Here is a 16,822-nt window from a genome sequence, read left to right as displayed (position 1 = left end):
GGGCTCGCCCCCCACCCCCGGCAGTGACGCCGGTGGCCCGAGGAGTTACCCGTGACCAGCACAGCGCAGGCACCTCAGTCAGGAGCCAGGTCGGCTCACCCCGAACATCTCGGGCATGTCATCTTCATCGCGGCGGCGGCCGCCATGGGCGGTTTCCTCTTCGGTTACGACAGCGCCGTGATCAACGGTGCCGTCGAGGCCATCCGCAGCCGCTACGACATCGGCTCCGCGGCCCTGGCCCAGGTCATCGCCATCGCGCTGATCGGCTGCGCCATCGGCGCCGCCACCGCCGGCCGCATAGCCGACCGCATCGGCCGCATCCGGTGCATGCAGATCGCCGCGGTCCTCTTCACCATCAGCGCCGTCGGTTCGGCGCTGCCCTTCGCGCTGTGGGACCTCGCCTTCTGGCGCATCATCGGCGGCTTCGCCATCGGCATGGCCTCCGTGATCGGCCCCGCCTACATCGCCGAGGTCGCCCCGGCCGCGTACCGAGGTCGCCTCGGCTCCTTCCAGCAGGCCGCGATCGTCATCGGCATCGCCATCTCGCAGCTGGTCAACTGGGGCATCCTGAACGCCGCGGGCGGCGACCAGCGCGGCAACCTGATGGGCCTGGAGGCCTGGCAGGTCATGCTCGGCGTCATGGTCGTCCCGGCCGTCCTCTACGGCCTGCTCTCCTTCGCGATCCCCGAGTCGCCGCGCTTCCTGATCTCCGCCGGCCGCCAGGACCGCGCCCGCGAGGTCCTCAAGGAGGTCGAGGGCGACAAGATCGACCTGAACGCCCGCGTCGCCGAGATCGAGCACGCCATGAAGCGTGAGCACAAGTCGACCTTCAAGGACCTGCTCGGCGGTTCCTTCTTCTTCAAGCCGATCGTGTGGGTCGGCATCGGTCTCTCGGTCTTCCAGCAGTTCGTCGGCATCAACGTCGCGTTCTACTACTCCTCGACGCTGTGGCAGTCGGTCGGCGTCGACCCGACGGACTCGTTCTTCTACTCGTTCACCACGTCGATCATCAACATCGTCGGCACCGTGATCGCGATGATCTTCGTGGACCGGATCGGCCGCAAGCCGCTCGCCCTCATCGGCTCCGTGGGCATGGTCATCGGTCTCGGCCTGGAGGCCTGGGCCTTCTCCTTCGACCTGGTGGACGGCAAGCTGCCGGCGACCCAGGGCTGGGTCGCCCTGATCGCCGCCCACATCTTCGTCCTCTTCTTCGCCCTCTCCTGGGGCGTGGTGGTCTGGGTCTTCCTCGGCGAGATGTTCCCGAACCGCATCCGCGCCGCCGCGCTCGGCGTCGCCGCCTCCGCGCAGTGGATCGCCAACTGGGCCATCACCGCGAGCTTCCCGTCGCTGGCCGACTGGAACCTCTCCGCGACCTACGTGATCTACACGATCTTCGCCGCCCTCTCCATCCCCTTCGTGCTCAAGTACGTGAAGGAGACGAAGGGCAAGGCCCTGGAGGAGATGGGCTAGGCCTCGGAGCCGCCCTCCCGAAGAGGTCCCCGTACTCGGGGAGAAGGGCCAAGTCCCCGCTGCCCCTCTCCTCGTACTCGTAAGAGGCGTACCGCCCCGGCTCAGCCCTTCAGGCGAGCCGGGGCAGCACGTTTTCGCAGAACAGGTGGAGGCTGCGCCAGCCCTCGTCGACCGGCATCCCGCCGGACAACGGGTGCAGCACGTAGTTGTCGAGACCCAGGGCCACGCACGCGTCCGGCGTCAGGACGCGGTAGACGCCCTCGGCGCGCAGCTCGTCGACCGTGGTGGCCGCGGACTTCACCGCCGAGCGGATGTCCCCCGACTGCCAGGAGGCGTAGGTCCGGGCCTCGTGCAGGAAGTGCCCGCCGTGCTCGGCCCAGGTGCGGTCGGGGTCCTCGGAGACGTGCAGCAGCGGGGTCTCGGCCGCGGGCATCATGGTCCAGCCCTCGGTGCCGTACTCGGTCAGCCGCTCCTTGTAGTACGCCTCCAGCTCCGGGAGGTGCGCGCTCGGGAAGAACGGCAGCCCGAGGCGGGCGGCACGCCGGGCCGCCGCCTTCGACGAACCGCCGACCAGCAGCAGGGGATGCGGATCGGAGAACGGGCGTGGGGTCACCCGGACCGTCCGGCCGCGGTAGGAGAACTCCTCGCCGCTCCACGCCTTGAGCACGGTCTCCAGGAGTTCGTCCTGGAGTCGGCCGCGCCGCTTCCAGTCCACGTCGAACTGGGCGTACTCCTCGGGCCGGTAGCCGATCCCGGCCACGGTCACCAGCCGTCCCCCGCTGAGCAGGTCGAGCACCGCGACGTCCTCTGCGAGGCGCAGCGGGTCGTGCAGCGGGCCGATGACCGCCGACACGGTGACCGCGATGTGCCGGGTCGCGCCGAAGACGGCGCCCGCGAACGCGAACGGCGAGGGCAGCCAGTTGTTGGCGACGCCGTGGTGCTCCTCGGTCTGCACGGTGGTGATGCCGCGGTCGTCGGCGTACGCGGCCATCTCGACGGCCGCCTTGTAGCGGGCGCTGAGGGAGGCGGGGGTGGCTTCGGGCTCGACGAGGTTGAAGCGAACGACCGTCACGGGCATGGGGTGCCCCCCTTCGTGTGTGGGGGAGGACGCTAGCTGACGGTGCGTCAGACGGCCATAGTCGTGGCCTCTTCGGCGGAATCCGCCGGCCCGCGGACCGCCGGTTTCGGCAGCACGACGTACAGCAGGAACGACACCGCCGCGGTGGCCACCCAGCCGAGGCCGTACTCACCGACCGGATTGCCGGACGCGAGCGGCCCGCGGAACCAGTCCGACGTGGTGAACAGCACGCCCGAGCCCAGACCGGCCGCCCACGCGACGACCGCGGCCGGGCTGAAGCCGCCCCGGTACCAGTAGGCGCTGGAGCGCGTGGTGTCGAGCAGCGCCTCGCCGTCGTACGCCGGGCGGCGCAGCATGTCCGCGCCGAACACGCCGACCCAGGCCGAGAAGGCGACCGCGAGCAGCGACAGGAAGGCGAGGAACGAGCTCAGGAAGCTGGTCGCGACGAGCATCAGGACGCCACCGAGGACCAGCGAGATCGCGGCGTTGACCGAGACCGCCCAGTGGCGCGGCACCCTCAGTCCGAGGGTCTGCGCGGTGAAGCCCGCCGAGTACATCGACATCGCGTTGATCAGCACCATGCCGACCAGGGCGATCAGCAGGTACGGCACCGCCATCCACAGCGGCAGGACCTCGCCGAGGAAGGAGACCGGATCGGGCGCCGAGGCGAGGTCCGGGGTGGAGACCGCCATGACCGCACCCATCAGGATCAACGGGAGCACGACGATCGCGGCTCCGCCGACGGTGTTGCGCACGATCGCCACCGACGACGCCGTACGCGGCAGGTAGCGCGTGAAGTCGGGCGAGGACGGCACCCAGCTCATGCCGCCCGCCGCGAGCAGCCCCACCCCGGTGACCATCAGCGCCGTGGGACCCGCCGGCTGCGCGAACACCCTGTCCCAGTCCGTGTCGACGACGAGGTGGCCGAGGACGAGCACGGAGAAGACACCGAACAGGTACGTCGCCCACTTGGCGCACCGGCGCACCGCGCCGATCCCGAGCCCCGAGATCGTGAACGTCGAGGCGACGAACAGCAGCAGGGCCGCGACGACCAGGGACGTGCTGCTCCTGACGCCGAAGAGGATGTCCAGCACGGTGAGCAGGGCGTAGGCGCCGGTCACCGCGTTGATCGTCTCCCAGCCCCACCGGGCGACCCAGATCAGCGAGCCGGGCAGGAGGTTCCCGCGCTGGCCGAAAACCGCGCGCGACAGCGCCATCCCCGGAGCCCCGCCCCGCTTGCCCGCGATGCCGATCAGCCCGACCAGCCCGTACGACACGGCCGGTGCCGCGACGCCGACGACCAGGGCCTGCCAGATGTTGAGTCGGAAGGTGACGGACAGGCTCGCCCCCATGGTCAGCAGCAGGACGGTGATGTTGGCGGCGACCCAGGTGGGGAAGAGCCCGCGGGTCCTGGCCCGGCGCTCGCCGGGCGGGACGGGCTCGATGCCCCGGGTCTCCAGGGCGCGCGGCGCCTGTGCGCCGGAGGTGTGCCCCGCGGGAGGTTCCGGGGTGTCCTCGTCGCGCGGACCGCGACCGGCGCGGGCATGTGCTCCGGGGGAGTGCGGGGCGTGCGGTTCGCGAAAGCCGCGGGCACGAGGTCGGTGGGCGCCATCGGTCGATGCGGTGGAGCTCATGGCCCACTATCGTACGTTGGTCCTACTAATTCCTCTAAATGGCTTATGTTCCCTGGAGGAAAACACAAGCTGGGTTCCCGTGAGGGCCATGGCCGATACTGGGTGGGTTATGGAAACCGTCATCCTTGCTGTAGTCATCGCCGTGGTCGTGATCGGCGCGCTCGGCGGGCTCGTCATCGGCAGCCGCAGGCGCAAGCAGCTGCCCCCGCCGCCCCCGGCCGCCCCCGACATCACCGCCCCTCCGGCCGAGCCGCACGTCGGCGACGAGGCCGAGGCACCGCACGACGAAGAGCGCCGCACGATCGAGGAGGTGGATCTTCCCGAGGGCTCGGCCGCCGCGCCGGTCGTCGTCGAGGAGCCCCTCCCCGTCGAGGCGCCCGCCGTCGAGATCCCGGAGCCGACCGCCGGGCGCCTGGTGCGCCTGCGTGCCCGGCTCTCCCGTTCGCAGAACGCGCTCGGCAAGGGGCTGCTCACGCTGCTCTCCCGCGAGCACCTCGACGAGGAGACCTGGGAGGAGATCGAGGACACCCTCCTCACCGCCGACGTCGGCGTGCAGCCCACCCAGGAACTGGTCGAGCGGCTGCGCGAGCGCGTGAAGGTGCTCGGCACCCGGACGCCGGACGAGCTGCGCGGCCTGCTGCGCGAGGAGCTGCTCCAGCTCCTCGTCCCCGAGTTCGACCGCGCGGTCAAGACCGACTCGAACCTCGACACCCCGGGCATCGTCATGGTCGTCGGTGTCAACGGCACCGGTAAGACCACCACCACCGGAAAGCTCGCGCGCGTGCTCGTCGCCGACGGCAAGAGCGTCGTGCTGGGCGCCGCCGACACCTTCCGCGCCGCCGCCGCCGACCAGCTGCAGACCTGGGGCGAGCGCGTGGGTGCCCGCACGGTGCGCGGCCCCGAGGGCGGCGACCCCGCCTCGATCGCCTTCGACGCCGTCAAGGAGGGCATCGAGGAGGGCGCCGATGTCGTCCTCATCGACACCGCCGGCCGGCTCCACACAAAGACCGGCCTCATGGACGAGCTCGGCAAGGTCAAGCGTGTCGTCGAGAAGCACGCCCCGCTCGACGAGGTGCTGCTCGTCCTCGACGCGACCACCGGCCAGAACGGTCTGGTCCAGGCGCGCGTCTTCGCCGAGGTCGTCGACATCACCGGCATCGTGCTGACCAAGCTGGACGGCACCGCCAAGGGCGGCATCGTCATCGCCGTGCAGCGCGAGCTGGGCGTGCCCGTCAAGCTGGTGGGTCTCGGCGAGGGCGCGGACGACCTGGCGCCGTTCGAGCCCGAGGCGTTCGTGGACGCGCTCATCGGCGAGTGACACCACCCCCGGCCGAGGGCCTGTCCCCCGGGGCACGCCCGGGCCGCGGGAGCGCGGCCGTCCGTTCGTCGAAGAGAAGCGCCCGCCCCCAAGGTGCAGTTGGGAGCGGGCGCTTCGTCATGCGGCCCCGTGGCGGGGAGGGCCGGGGAGTGTCGCTCGGATCACCGCGGGCCCCGGGGGTCCGAACGGCACCCCCTAGACGCGCGAGCGGTGCGCCACGTACGCCAGCGTGCCCAGGAGCAGCCGGGCCTGCGGCGGCCGGGTCGCCGAGTCGAGGGCGGGGGAGCGCAGCCAGCGGACGGGGCCGAGGCCGCCGCGGTCGGAGGGCGGCGCCGTGATGAAGGAGCCCGGGCCCAGACCGCGCAGGTCCAGGGACGGATCGTCCCAGCCCATCCGGTAGAGCAGCTCGGGCAGCTCGGCGGCGGCGCCGGGGGCGACGAAGTAGTGCGCGCGGCCGTCCGGCGTCGCCGTCACCGGGCCGAGCGGGAGGCCCATCCGTTCCAGGCGGGCGAGTGCGCGTCGCCCGGCGGGCTCGGCGACCTCGATCACGTCGAAGGAGCGGCCGACCGGCAACATCACCGCGGCGCCGGGGAAGTCGGCCCAGACCTCGGAGACCTCGTCGAGCGTGGCGCCGGCCGGGACGGTGGGGGCGAAGTCCAGGGGGTGCGCACCCGGGGCCGGGCAGCCGGCCTTGCCGCACGAGCACGTCCCCGCGGCGGCACGGGCGCCCGGGACCGCGTCCCAGCCCCACAGTCCGGTGAACTCGGCCACGGCGGTGCACTCCGACGAGCGGCCGCGGCGCCGCGTGCCGGGCCGGATTTCGCGCAACCCCCGGCTGCTGCCGATCGTGAAGCCCATGCCCCCTCCAACGGGTCCGACGCACCAGTGGTTACGTGGAGGAATCGGAATGTGACCCTCTGTTCCCGAATTCCCTGTGCCGCCCGGTCCAGGCGGCGCGTTGTGGTGCACCGGGTGGTGTGCTCGGCTCCGCGCGCCCCGGCGTACACCGCTCCACCCACCCCTGCTTTTGCTGTGTCAAGTGAATCGCGCGCAGGCCGCACGGAGTTCATTCGAAGGGGTGGCGAATGGTGGCGTTTCATGGATCGCCATGGCTGAGGCAGTGATCGTAGGATTACTTTGAGTACACGAGTCCTGGGGGCGTGTGCACTCGTGGGTATGCCAAGGGCAAGTCGGCTTCCCGTTCGAAGGGTGAGAACTACGGGACGGGCGGCCGTATTTACCGGCATTCTGATAGGGCTTGGCGCACGCAGCGTACAAGTGGTCTCAGGGATGGGGGCGTTCCAGTGGGCGGCAACGGCGGAAGCAGTACGAACGCTGACAAGCGCCCCAATGAGCTGCTCGGCTCATGGTTCGTGCGCAGCGGCTGGTCCAAGGGTGAACTCGCACGTCAAGTGAACCGCAGGGCCCGCCAGTTGGGGGCCAATCACATCTCCACGGACACCTCGCGGGTGCGCCGCTGGCTGGACGGGGAGAACCCGCGCGAACCGATCCCGCGCATCCTGTCCGAGCTGTTCTCCGAGCGGTTCGGCTGCGTCGTCGCCGTCGAGGACCTCGGCCTGCGGGCCGCCCACCAGTCACCGTCCGTGTCCGGCGTCGACCTGCCATGGACGGGCCCGCAGACGGTGGCCCTGATCAGCGAGTACTCGCGCAGCGACCTGATGCTGGCGCGACGCGGCTTCCTCGGCAGCTCGCTGTCGCTGTCCGCCGGACCGGCCCTGATCGAGCCGATGCAGCGCTGGCTCGTCCCCACCCCCGCCACACCCCACGAGGAGCCCGAGCCCCCGGCCTCGGCACGCCGCGGCGGCCGGCTCTCCAAGCCGGAGCTGGACCTGCTGGAGTCCACCACGGTGATGTTCCGCCAGTGGGACGCACAGTGCGGCGGCGGTCTGCGCCGCAAGGCCGTCGTCGGCCAGCTGCACGAGGTGACGGACCTGCTCCAGGAGCCCCAGCCCGCCGCCACCGAGAAGCGCCTGTTCAAGGTCGCCGCCGAACTGGCCGAGCTGGCGGGCTGGATGAGCTACGACGTGGGACTCCAGCCCACCGCGCAGAAGTACTTCGTGCTCGCGCTGCACGCCGCGAAGGAAGCGTGCGACAAGCCGCTCGGCGGGTACATCCTGTCCAGCATGAGCCGCCAGATGATCCACCTCGGGCGGCCCGAGGACGCCATCGAGCTCATCCATCTCGCGCAGTACGGCAGCCGTGACTGCGCGAGCCCGCGCACCCAGTCGATGCTGTATGCGATGGAGGCCCGCGCCTACGCCAACATGGGCCAGCCCGGAAAGTGCAAGCGCGCCGTGCGGATGGCCGAGGACACCTTCTGCGACGTCGACGAGTGGGACGACCCGGACCCCGACTGGATCCGCTTCTTCTCGAAGGCCGAGCTGTACGGCGAGAACTCCCACTCCTACCGCGACCTCGCCTACGTGGCCGGCCGCAGCCCCACGTACGCGTCCCTGGCCGAGCCCCTGATGCAGGAGGCCGTCGACCGCTTCGCCAAGGACTCCGAGCACCAGCGCTCGTACGCGCTCAACCTCGTCGGCCTGGCCACCGTGCACCTGCTGCAGCGCGAGCCCGAGCGGAGCGTGGCGCTGGCCAAGGACGCCATGAAGATCGCCAAGAAGGTGCGCTCCGAGCGCGTGAACACTCGTATCCGAAAGACGGTCGACGCCGCGGTCCGCGACTTCGGGGACCTCGCCGAGGTCATCGACCTCACCGACCAGCTCGCCATCGACCTGCCCGAGACCGCAGAGGCGGTCTGACCCGGGGCCGCGGCAGCGGCCCCGCCCAGTACCCCGGCCACGGCCGGTCGTCCCGAACTGCCCGACTCGGCTCCCCCATGCCAGGTCATCGGACGACCCGCCGTGGCCGGTTCTTTTGCCTTCGAAGAAGGTTGCGCCACGATAACGATCGCTCGGCCCGGCAGCAGGCAGTTCATGGACGCGTAACACACAGGACCTCTTCGTCACTGCGGCGAAACATCGAGGGGCTTCGACCGAAACCGCGCTGCGCCAATCTCATGGCGCATAACCGGCCCACCCCTCACGACCACTCAGGCTTCGCCCGCACGGGGCCGTACCAACGACGAGGAGACGCCGATGGCACCAGCCATCACCCTTGCCGCAGAGGCACCCAAGCTGTCTGCCGCCAACACAGGGTTCATGCTCATCTGTTCCGCCCTGGTGCTGATCATGACACCCGGACTCGCCTTCTTCTACGGAGGCATGGTCCGCGTCAAGAGCACCCTGAACATGCTGATGATGAGCTTCATCAGCATGGGGATCGTCACCATCCTGTGGGTGCTGTACGGCTTCTCGGTCGCCTTCGGCACCGACAAGGGCTCCCTCGTCGGCTGGACCTCCGACTTCGTCGGATTCAGCGGCATCGGCAAGATGGAGCTCTGGGACGGCTACACCATCCCGATCTACGTCTTCGCCGTCTTCCAGCTGATGTTCGCGATCATCACGCCCGCCCTGATAAGCGGCGCCCTCGCGGACCGCGTGAAGTTCACCGCATGGTCCCTGTTCATCGCGCTGTGGGCCACGGTCGTGTACTTCCCCGTCGCGCACTGGGTCTGGGGCACCGGCGGCTGGGCCTTCGACCTCGGCGTGATCGACTTCGCGGGTGGTACGGCGGTCCACATCAACGCGGGTGCGGCCGCACTCGGCGTCATCCTCGTCATCGGCAAGCGCGTCGGCTTCAAGAAGGACCCGATGCGCCCGCACAGCCTCCCGCTGGTCATGCTCGGCTGCGGTCTGCTGTGGTTCGGCTGGTTCGGCTTCAACGCCGGATCGTGGCTCGGCAACGACGACGGCGTCGGCGCGCTGATGTTCGTCAACACGCAGGTCGCCACCGCCGCCGCCATGCTCGCCTGGCTCGCCTACGAGAAGATCCGGCACGGCGCGTTCACCACCCTCGGTGCCGCCTCCGGCGCCGTCGCGGGCCTGGTCGCGATCACCCCGTCCGGCGGTGCCGTCTCCCCGCTCGGCGCGATCGCCGTCGGCGCCATCGCCGGTGTGCTGTGCGCCATGGCCGTCGGCCTCAAGTACAGGTTCAACTACGACGACTCCCTGGACGTCGTCGGCGTCCACCTCGTCGGCGGTGTCGTCGGCTCCCTGCTCATCGGCTTCTTCGCCAGCGGCGGCGGCCAGTCCGACGTCAAGGGCCTGTTCTACGGCGGCGGACTCGACCAGTTCTGGAAGCAGTGCGCCGGTGTCTTCGCCGTCCTCGGCTACTCCCTCGTCGCCTCCGCGATCCTCGCCTTCCTGATCGACAAGACGATCGGCATGCGGGTCACCGAGGACGAGGAGATCGCGGGCATCGACCAGGCCGAGCACGCCGAGACCGCATACGACTTCAGCGGCGCCGGTGGCGGCGCGGCCCGGACCGCGGTCCCGACCCCGGTCGCCGACGCGCAGACCAAGAAGGTGGACGCATGAAGCTCATCACCGCCGTCGTCAAGCCGCACCGGCTCGACGAGATCAAGGAGGCCCTCCAGGCCTTCGGAGTACACGGACTGACGGTCACCGAAGCCAGCGGCTACGGTCGACAGAGGGGCCACACCGAGGTCTACCGCGGTGCCGAGTACACCGTCGACCTGGTCCCCAAGATCCGCATCGAGGTCCTGGCCGAGGACGACGACGCCGAACAGCTCATCGAGGTCGTCGTCAAGGCGGCCCGGACCGGCAAGATCGGTGACGGCAAGGTCTGGTCCCTCCCGGTCGACACGGCAGTCCGGGTCCGGACCGGCGAGCGCGGCCCGGACGCGCTCTGATCAGCACGAGGACAGGAGTCGCTGGGTGACGAGTACGGACGTGCGTGCGGAAGCAGAGGACTCGGGACCCAGCGGCTACGCGGCGGCCCGGCTGCGCCTCCTCCAGGAGGGGGCGCGGTCCGGGCCGCCGCGCCGTACGGCCCTCGCCGAACTGACCGACGACTGGCTCACCGGCCTGTTCACGGCCGGATCCGAGGGACTGCGCGGTGTCTCCCTCGTCGCCGTCGGCGGCTACGGCCGCGGAGAGCTCTCCCCCCGCAGCGACCTCGACCTGCTGCTCCTGCACGACGGCAGCGACCCCGGCGGCGTCGCCGCGCTCGCCGACCGCGTCTGGTACCCCGTCTGGGACCTGGGCCTGGCCCTCGACCACTCCGTGCGCACTCCCGCCGAGGCCCGCAAGACCGCGGGCGAGGACCTCAAGGTGCAGCTCGGCCTGCTGGACGCCCGGCACATCGCGGGCGACCTCGGCCTGACCGCCGGACTGCGCACGGCCGTGCTCGCCGACTGGCGCAACCAGGCACCCAGACGCCTGCCCGAGCTCCAGGAGCTGTGCGCCGAACGCGCCGAACGCCAGGGCGAGCTCCAGTACCTCCTCGAACCGGACCTGAAGGAGGCACGCGGCGGTCTGCGCGACGCCACCGCCCTGCGCGCCGTGGCCGCCTCCTGGCTCGCCGACGCGCCCCGCGAGGGCCTCGCCGACGCCCGCAGGCGCCTCCTCGACGTCCGCGACGCACTGCACCTCACCACCGGACGCGCCACCGACCGCCTCTCGCTCCAGGAACAGGACCAGGTCGCCGCGGAGCTCGGGCTGCTGGACGCCGACACCCTGCTGCGCCAGGTGTACGAGTCCGCCCGCGTCATCTCGTACGCCAGTGACGTGACCTGGCGCGAGGTCGGACGGGTGCTGCGCTCGCGCGCCGTACGTCCGCGTCTGCGCGCCATGCTCGGCGGCGGCAAGCCGGTCCCCGAGCGCTCGCCCCTCGCGGAGGGCGTGGTCGAGCAGGACGGAGAGGCGGTGCTCGCCCGTGCCGCACGCCCGGAGCGCGACCCGGTGCTCCCGCTGCGGGCGGCGGCGGCCGCGGCGCAGGCCGGAATTCCGCTGTCGCTGCACGCCGTGCGGCGCATGGCGGCCGTGGCGCGCCCCCTGCCCACCCCCTGGCCGGCGGAGGCGCGCGAGCAGCTCGTCACCCTTCTCGGCTCGGGCCGCCCGACCATCGAGGTCTGGGAGGCACTGGAGGCGGAAGGGCTGATCACCAGGCTGCTGCCCGACTGGGAGCGGGTGCGCTGCCGGCCGCAGCGCAACGCCGTGCACATCTGGACCGTCGACCGCCATCTCATCGAGACGGCGGTACGCGCCTCCGAGCTCACCCGGCGCGTAGGCCGCCCCGACCTGCTGCTCGTCGCCTCCCTGCTGCACGACATCGGCAAGGGCTGGCCCGGCGACCACTCCGTGGCCGGCGAGATCATCGCGCGCGACGTGGCCGCCAGGATCGGCTTCGACCGCACGGACGTGGGAGTCCTCGCCACTCTCGTACGCCACCACCTGCTCCTCGTCGACACCGCCACCCGGCGCGACCTCGAGGACCCGGCCACCGTCCGCTCGGTCGCCGAGGCCGTCGGCTCCCAGGGCACCCTGGAGCTGCTGCACGCCCTCACCGAGGCCGACGCGCTCGCCACCGGGCCCGCCGCCTGGTCGTCCTGGCGCGGCTCCCTCGTGGCCGACCTGGTCAAACGGGTCTCGGCGGTGCTCGCGGGCGACGATCCCGAGGAGCCCGAGGCCGTGGCGCCCACGGCGGAACAGGAGCGGCTCGCGATCGAGGCGTTCCGGACCGGCGGCCCGGTTCTGGCGCTGCGCGCGCAGACGGAACCGGCCGACGCCGACACCCCCGCGGACGACCCGGAGCCACTGGGCGTGGAGCTCCTCATCGCGGTGCCCGACCAGCCCGGCGTGCTTCCCGCGGTCGCCGGTGTGCTCGCCATGCACCGGCTGACCGTGCGCACCGCGGGGCTGCGCGCCCTGGATCTGCCCGAGGAGGTCCAGGGCTCGGTGCTGCTGCTCGACTGGCGGGTCGCCGCCGAGTACGGCTCGCTGCCCCAGGCCGCCCGGCTGCGTGCCGACCTCGTCCGCGCCCTGGACGGCTCCCTCGACATCGCGGCCCGCCTCGCCGAGCGCGACGCCGCCTACCCGCGGCGCCGGGGCACGGTCGCGCCGCCGCCCCGGGTGACGGTCGCCCCCGCGGCTTCCCGGCACGCCACCGTCATCGAGGTCCGCGCGCACGACGCACCCGGACTGCTGCACCGCCTCGGCAGGGCCCTGGAGGACGCGGAGGTCCGGGTGCGGAGCATGCACGTCTCCACGCTCGGCGCGAACGCCGTGGACGCGTTCTATGTGACCGGCACGAAGGGAGCGCCCCTCCCCGGGGAGGAGGCCGCCGCGGTGGCCCGCGCCCTGGAGGAGGCACTGCGGACCTGAGCCCGGGCCGGATCCGGCCCGGCCGGGCCCACCTGTGGACCGGCCTGGGTGGGCCCGGCCGTGTTCCGCGCATGTGCACGGCCCTGTACCCGGCGTGGTCGGTGCGCCCGCGCCGGCCCGGCGGGGAGCCGCGCGCACGGCCGGATCCGGGCCGTTGTCCCGGGCCGTCCCCGGTCTCGTACGAACGCGGTGGAGACCGCACCGCACGCGGCCAGATACCCTGGAGGGCGATTCCCTTCGCCCCCGACCCCTGAGGACCGACGAGCGCCGTGTTCGATACTCTCTCCGATCGCCTCTCAGCGACGTTCAAGAACCTGCGGGGCAAGGGCCGACTGTCCGAAGCTGACATCGACGCCACCGCACGCGAGATCCGTATCGCGCTCCTCGAGGCCGATGTGGCCCTGCCGGTCGTGCGGACCTTCATCAAGAACGTCAAGGAGCGCGCGCTCGGTGCCGAGGTCTCCAAGGCGCTGAACCCGGCCCAGCAGGTTCTCAAGATCGTGAACGATGAGCTCGTCACGATCCTCGGCGGCGAGACCCGCCGCCTCCGGTTCGCCAAGAACCCGCCCACCGTGATCATGCTCGCGGGTCTGCAGGGTGCCGGTAAGACGACCCTCGCGGGCAAGCTCGGCAAGCACCTCAAGGACCAGGGCCACTCGCCGCTGCTCGTCGCCGCCGACCTCCAGCGCCCGAACGCGGTGAACCAGCTCAGCGTCGTCGCCGAGCGCGCCGGTGTCGCGGTCTACGCGCCCGAGCCGGGCAACGGCGTCGGCGACCCGGTCAAGGTCGCCAGGGACTCCATGGAGTTCGCGAAGACCAAGGTCCACGACATCGTGATCGTGGACACCGCGGGCCGCCTCGGCATCGACCAGGACATGATGCAGCAGGCCGCCGACATCCGTGACGCGGTCTCGCCGGACGAGATCCTCTTCGTCGTCGACGCGATGATCGGGCAGGACGCGGTCAACACCGCCGAGGCCTTCCGCGACGGCGTCGGCTTCGACGGCGTGGTGCTGTCGAAGCTCGACGGTGACGCCCGAGGCGGCGCGGCCCTCTCCATCGCCTCGGTCACCGGCAAGCCGATCATGTTCGCGTCGAACGGCGAGAAGCTCGACGACTTCGACGCCTTCCACCCTGACCGGATGGCCTCCCGCATCCTCGACATGGGTGACCTGCTCACCCTGATCGAGCAGGCGGAGAAGACGTTCAGCCAGGAAGAGGCCGAGAAGATGGCCTCCAAGCTGGCGTCCAAGAAGGGCCAGGACTTCACCCTGGACGACTTCCTGGCCCAGATGGAGCAGGTCCGGAAGATGGGCAGCATCAGCAAGCTGCTCGGCATGCTCCCGGGCATGGGCCAGATCAAGGACCAGATCAACAACCTCGACGAGCGCGACGTCGACCGCACGGCCGCGATCATCAAGTCGATGACCCCGGCCGAGCGCCAGGAGCCGACGATCATCAACGGCTCGCGCCGCGCCCGTATCGCCAAGGGCTCCGGCGTCGAGGTGAGCGCCGTCAAGAGCCTGGTCGAGCGCTTCTTCGAGGCCCGCAAGATGATGTCCCGCATGGCCCAGGGCGGCGGCATGCCGGGTATGCCCGGGATGCCGGGCATGGGTGGCGGCCCCGGCCGCACCAAGAAGAAGGCGAAGCAGGCCAAGGGCAAGCAGCGCTCCGGCAACCCGATGAAGCGCAAGCAGCAGGAGGAAGAGGCCGCCGCGCGCCGCGAGGCGGGTGCGCAGCCGGGCGGAGCCTTCGGTCTGCCGCAGCAGGGCGGCAAGGACTTCGAGCTCCCGGACGAGTTCAAGAAGTTCATGGGCTGACGGCTCGCGAAGTCCCCGGCCGTCGGCCCGCACCGGGCCGGCCGGCTCCCGTACGTCATCGAGGGCGCCCCTCTCCGAAGGGGCGCCCTCGGCGTATGTCGGAGGGGCCCGCCCAGGTGCCGCGCCCGCCGGATGAGCGGCCTCCCGTCGCGTCTGCGGAGGTGTCCGGCGCCGGCTCCGGTGCCGATGTCGGGGCGGGGGGTCGCAGGGGTGCCGGGCTTCGGGGCCGGCTGGGGTGTCGGCGCAGGGGCCCGCTGGGGTGCCGGTGTCGCACACGTGTCGTAACGTCCCGATATGGCCAATCCTGCGCCGCCTCGCAAGTCTCCCGACCAGCCCTGGCGCACCGAGGGCACCCCGGAGGAGAAGCCGAAACCGGCGCCCGGCGGGCGGAAGATGCGCGGCGGCTGGTGGCGGCTGGTCCTCGCCGCCCTCGTGGTGTTCCTGATCGCCAACTTCGTGCTGTCGTTCTTCAACGAGGGCGACGAGCCGACGATCTCCTACACGGAGTTCAACAAGCAGGTCGACGCCGGGAACGTCACCAAGATCTATGCCAAGGGCGACGCGATCCAGGGGCAGCTCAAGACCGCACAGGACAACCCCGACGGGGGCGGCAAGTACACCAAGTTCAACACCCAGCGTCCCTCCTTCGCGGACGACCAGCTCTGGCAGGACCTCACCAAGAACAACGTCACCGTCACCGCGCAGCCGGTCGTCCAGCACCGCAGCTTCCTGGCGAATCTGCTGATCTCGCTGGCCCCGATGATCCTCCTGATCGTCCTGTGGATCTTCATCGCCCGGCGGATGAGAGCGGGCATGGGCGGCACGGGCGGCATGCTCGGCCGCAAGCCGCCGCCCAAGCCCGTCGAGCTGGAGCCGGGCGCCGAGCGCACCACGTTCGGCGACGTGGCGGGCATCGACGAGGTCGAGGGCGAGCTCAACGACGTCGTCGACTTCCTGAAGAACCCCGACGCCTACCGGAAGATGGGCGCCAAGATGCCTCGCGGAGTGCTCCTGACGGGCCCGCCGGGCACCGGGAAGACGCTGCTCGCCCGCGCCGTCGCCGGCGAGGCGGGCGTACCGTTCTTCTCCGCGTCGGCCTCCGAGTTCATCGAGATGATCGTCGGCGTCGGCGCCTCACGTGTCCGCGAGTTGTTCGCCGAGGCCCGCAAGATGGCCCCGTCGATCATCTTCATCGACGAGATCGACACCATCGGACGGGCGCGGGCCGGCGGCTCCGGCATGGGCGGTCACGACGAACGCGAGCAGACGCTGAACCAGATCCTCACCGAGATGGACGGCTTCTCCGGCTCCGAGGGCGTCGTCGTCATCGCGGCGACGAACCGCGCCGACATCCTGGACCCGGCGCTCACCCGCCCCGGACGCTTCGACCGGGTCGTCACCGTCTCGCCCCCCGACCGCGGCGGCCGGGAGGCGATCCTGGAGATCCACACCCGTGACATCCCGCTCGCCCCGGACGTGGACCTCTCCCAGGTGGCCCGTACGACCCCGGGCATGACCGGCGCGGAACTCGCCAACCTCGCCAACGAGGCGGCCCTCCTCGCGGTGAAGCGCAAGCAGCGGCAGGTGACGCGGACGGACCTCTCCGAGGCGCTGGAAAAGGTCCAGCTGGGCGCCGAACGCCCCTTGGTGATGCCCGACGAGGAACGCCGTCGCACCGCGTACCACGAAAGCGGCCACGCCCTGCTCGGCATGCTGCAACCGGGCGCCGACCCGGTCCGCAAGATCACCATCGTCCCGCGCGGCCGCGCCCTGGGCGTCACGCTCTCCACCCCGGAGTCGGACCGGTACGCGTACACGGAGGAGTACCTCCGCGGCCGCATCATCGGAGCCCTCGGCGGCATGGCCGCCGAACAGGTCGTCTACGGAGTGGTCACCACGGGCGCGGAGAACGACCTGGAGCAGGTCACGAACATCGCCCGCGGCATGGTCGCCCGGTGGGGCATGAGCGACCGCGTCGGCCGCTTGTCCGCTCTGCCGACCGACGCCCAGCAGGCCTACGGGCTCGCCGCGGCACCCCGCACCCTCGACGTGATCGACGGGGAGATGCGCCGCATCGTCGACGAGTGCTACGAGGAGGCCTGCCGCAAGCTCCGCGACCACCGCGGCCAACTCGACGCGCTGGCCGAGGCGCTCCTCGCGAACGAGACCCTGGAGGAGGCGGACGCCTACCGGATCGCGGGCATCACCCGCCTGACGAAGGAGACGTAGCGGTCCGG

General features: G+C 71.2%; 11 protein-coding genes. 8 read left to right on the top strand and 3 right to left on the bottom strand.

Annotated elements, in window-relative coordinates; genetic code table 11:
• The first annotated feature begins 51 nt into the window (after positions 1 to 51).
• Complete coding sequence (locus tag ABEB03_RS43530) at positions 52 to 1,470, top strand: sugar porter family MFS transporter (RefSeq protein ID WP_345658639.1); 1,419 nt, start codon at positions 52 to 54, stop codon at positions 1,468 to 1,470.
• A gap of 109 nt (positions 1,471 to 1,579) precedes the next feature.
• Here the strand turns inward: ABEB03_RS43530 and ABEB03_RS43525 are convergent, their stop codons facing one another.
• Positions 1,580 to 2,548, bottom strand: a complete 969-nt coding sequence (locus ABEB03_RS43525) for an LLM class flavin-dependent oxidoreductase (protein ID WP_345658638.1) — start codon at positions 2,546 to 2,548, stop codon at positions 1,580 to 1,582.
• Between the two features lie 47 nt (positions 2,549 to 2,595).
• On the bottom strand, positions 2,596 to 4,182 hold the full coding sequence (locus ABEB03_RS43520) for a cytosine permease (protein WP_345658637.1): 1,587 nt from the start codon (positions 4,180 to 4,182) through the stop codon (positions 2,596 to 2,598).
• A 109-nt stretch (positions 4,183 to 4,291) separates the two neighbouring features.
• On the opposite strand from ABEB03_RS43520, the gene ftsY reads away from it, so the two are divergent.
• Positions 4,292 to 5,500: a signal recognition particle-docking protein FtsY gene (gene ftsY, locus ABEB03_RS43515; RefSeq protein WP_345658636.1), complete on the top strand. Its 1,209-nt coding sequence runs from the start codon at positions 4,292 to 4,294 to the stop codon at positions 5,498 to 5,500.
• A gap of 195 nt (positions 5,501 to 5,695) precedes the next feature.
• Here the strand turns inward: ftsY and ABEB03_RS43510 are convergent, their stop codons facing one another.
• Entirely contained in the window at positions 5,696 to 6,358 is a 663-nt protein-coding gene (locus ABEB03_RS43510; protein WP_345658635.1) for a bifunctional DNA primase/polymerase, read from the bottom strand.
• Between the two features lie 446 nt (positions 6,359 to 6,804).
• Here ABEB03_RS43510 and nsdA point away from each other — a divergent pair, with 446 nt between their 5' ends.
• The 6 genes from nsdA (at position 6,805) to ftsH (ending at position 16,814) form a co-directional block, all read left to right on the top strand.
• On the top strand, positions 6,805 to 8,280 hold the full coding sequence (gene nsdA, locus ABEB03_RS43505; protein ID WP_345658634.1) for a transcriptional repressor NsdA: 1,476 nt from the start codon (positions 6,805 to 6,807) through the stop codon (positions 8,278 to 8,280).
• Positions 8,281 to 8,616: 336 nt separating this feature from the next.
• Positions 8,617 to 9,957 (top strand): ammonium transporter, encoded by a 1,341-nt coding sequence (locus ABEB03_RS43500; protein WP_345658633.1) that lies wholly within the window; start codon positions 8,617 to 8,619, stop codon positions 9,955 to 9,957.
• Positions 9,954 to 10,292 (top strand): P-II family nitrogen regulator, encoded by a 339-nt coding sequence (locus tag ABEB03_RS43495; protein ID WP_086730248.1) that lies wholly within the window; start codon positions 9,954 to 9,956, stop codon positions 10,290 to 10,292. The genes ABEB03_RS43500 and ABEB03_RS43495 overlap by 4 nt, the downstream gene beginning before the upstream one ends.
• A gap of 25 nt (positions 10,293 to 10,317) precedes the next feature.
• Positions 10,318 to 12,765 (top strand): [protein-PII] uridylyltransferase, encoded by a 2,448-nt coding sequence (locus ABEB03_RS43490; RefSeq protein ID WP_345658632.1) that lies wholly within the window; start codon positions 10,318 to 10,320, stop codon positions 12,763 to 12,765.
• A 269-nt stretch (positions 12,766 to 13,034) separates the two neighbouring features.
• On the top strand, positions 13,035 to 14,585 hold the full coding sequence (gene ffh, locus ABEB03_RS43485; RefSeq protein ID WP_345658630.1) for a signal recognition particle protein: 1,551 nt from the start codon (positions 13,035 to 13,037) through the stop codon (positions 14,583 to 14,585).
• A gap of 294 nt (positions 14,586 to 14,879) precedes the next feature.
• Complete coding sequence (gene ftsH, locus ABEB03_RS43480) at positions 14,880 to 16,814, top strand: ATP-dependent zinc metalloprotease FtsH (protein ID WP_345658628.1); 1,935 nt, start codon at positions 14,880 to 14,882, stop codon at positions 16,812 to 16,814.
• Positions 16,815 to 16,822 lie beyond the last annotated feature (8 nt).

The organism is Streptomyces siamensis (assembly GCF_039543605.1).
In the GTDB taxonomy this organism is placed as follows: domain Bacteria; phylum Actinomycetota; class Actinomycetes; order Streptomycetales; family Streptomycetaceae; genus Streptomyces; species Streptomyces siamensis.
The sequence above is the reverse complement of the archived record's forward strand: the minus strand, read 5'-3'. Positions and strand labels throughout refer to the sequence as shown.